We start from the raw sequence: 1,440 nt of genomic DNA on the forward strand, positions 1-1,440 counted from the left end.
CCCTTCTATGAGCAGTCCCTTGTCAAGCCGTTTTGCAAACTGACTGATTGATCGATATACGAATCCTCCCTTATCGCGACAGAGCGGGTTGGCTCCGTTGCGGTGAAACACGATGGCCCGAAGCCGGGTCTTGCGCTCGTGAGAAATGACGTCTCACCACCTTCTATCCGCTGGCGTGAAGCCAGCCTCATCCTGCATGCGCATTACGCCGGAATTGTCACCGGGAGCATGCCCCATCTAGAAAATCGGTTGCCTGTGCAACCCGGGTCTGTTACGGGCATGTTCACTTCAGGCTGTATGGATTGCGTATCACCATCCCCTGCATCTTCCTCCAAACCTCAATGGATTAAGCCGGCTTCAGTTGTGCCCCTTCGGGGATCACGCCATCCTTCAGATAGCGCCACATCGCAATCGCGAGACGTCGTGCCACTGCGACGATCGCAATCCGTCGGGCCCTTCGGTTCGGGCCTGTGCTCTGGGTGCGCTGGTTGAACCACTGCGTCAGTGCGCTCTCTGGCTGGTAGCGGATCCAGGACCACGCCATCTCGATCAGGAGTGCCCGCACCCGTCGGTTTCCCTGTTTGCTAATGCCCTGGTCCACCTGGCTCTCGCCGCTGTCGTAGGGTTGCGGTACAAGGCCAACGCACGCACCGACCTGGCGGCGGTCGCTGAATTCCCGCCAGAACAGCTCGAGCGCCAGTCGCGAGCCGCCAACCGGTCCGATGCCTTTCAGGCGAGTGAGGTGATCGACCCGGGCGCGTGCTGGCGCAGGCAGCTTCGTCGGAAGCGTCTGCTCCAGTGCGGTCAGTTGCTGCTCGGCTACTGCTAGCCGTTCGCACTCGCGTACCAGTCGTTCGTTTAGCTCTGCTGGCAGTGGCGTGCCATCGTGACACCGTACCTCGCCACGGGCGAGCCGGCCGGCGAACTTCCTGCTGTCGACTTCATCCCAGCAACCGAATGTGGCGAGCAGTTTGCGCATGCGGTCGCGGTGTTGCAGGACTTCTTTTTGCAGTTGTCCGCGATCGCGCATCAGATGGCGGGACGCTTCGTCCTGCAAAGACGGCACCCGGATTGCGCGCATCCGGTCGCGTTCGCCGCGCAGCCAGGCACGTAGGTTGATCACCAGTTTGATCGCATCGAGGCGATCCGTCTTCGCGCGCCGTTTCTGGCGCTCAACGGGAATGCTCGCGGGATCGACGACATGACATTCGATCCCGCGAGCCTGCAGCGCGCGACAAATCCAGAATGCGTCCTGGCCGGCTTCATAGCTCACGACAACCCGTACATCCGCCGGCAGCGACCACTCCTCCTTGTACCGTTCAGTCAGGGCCAGCGCTGCCTGCAGCCGCAGCGTAGCCTGCGGTTGCGCGACGGTGTGTACTGTAGGACTATCACGACGGCCGTCGTGCAGTGCAACCATCCACTTGGCCGCCGCCAGCT

Annotated in this window: 1 protein-coding gene; it reads right to left on the reverse strand. The window is 61.7% G+C overall.

What is annotated here, in order from left to right; translation table 11 throughout:
• Positions 1 to 346: 346 nt before the first annotated feature.
• On the reverse strand, positions 347 to 1,438 hold the full coding sequence (locus AC1DQ3_RS36420; RefSeq protein WP_477124936.1) for an IS110 family RNA-guided transposase: 1,092 nt from the start codon (positions 1,436 to 1,438) through the stop codon (positions 347 to 349).
• Positions 1,439 to 1,440: the final 2 nt, after the last annotated feature.

Source organism: Cupriavidus sp. 01T418 (assembly GCF_056398885.1).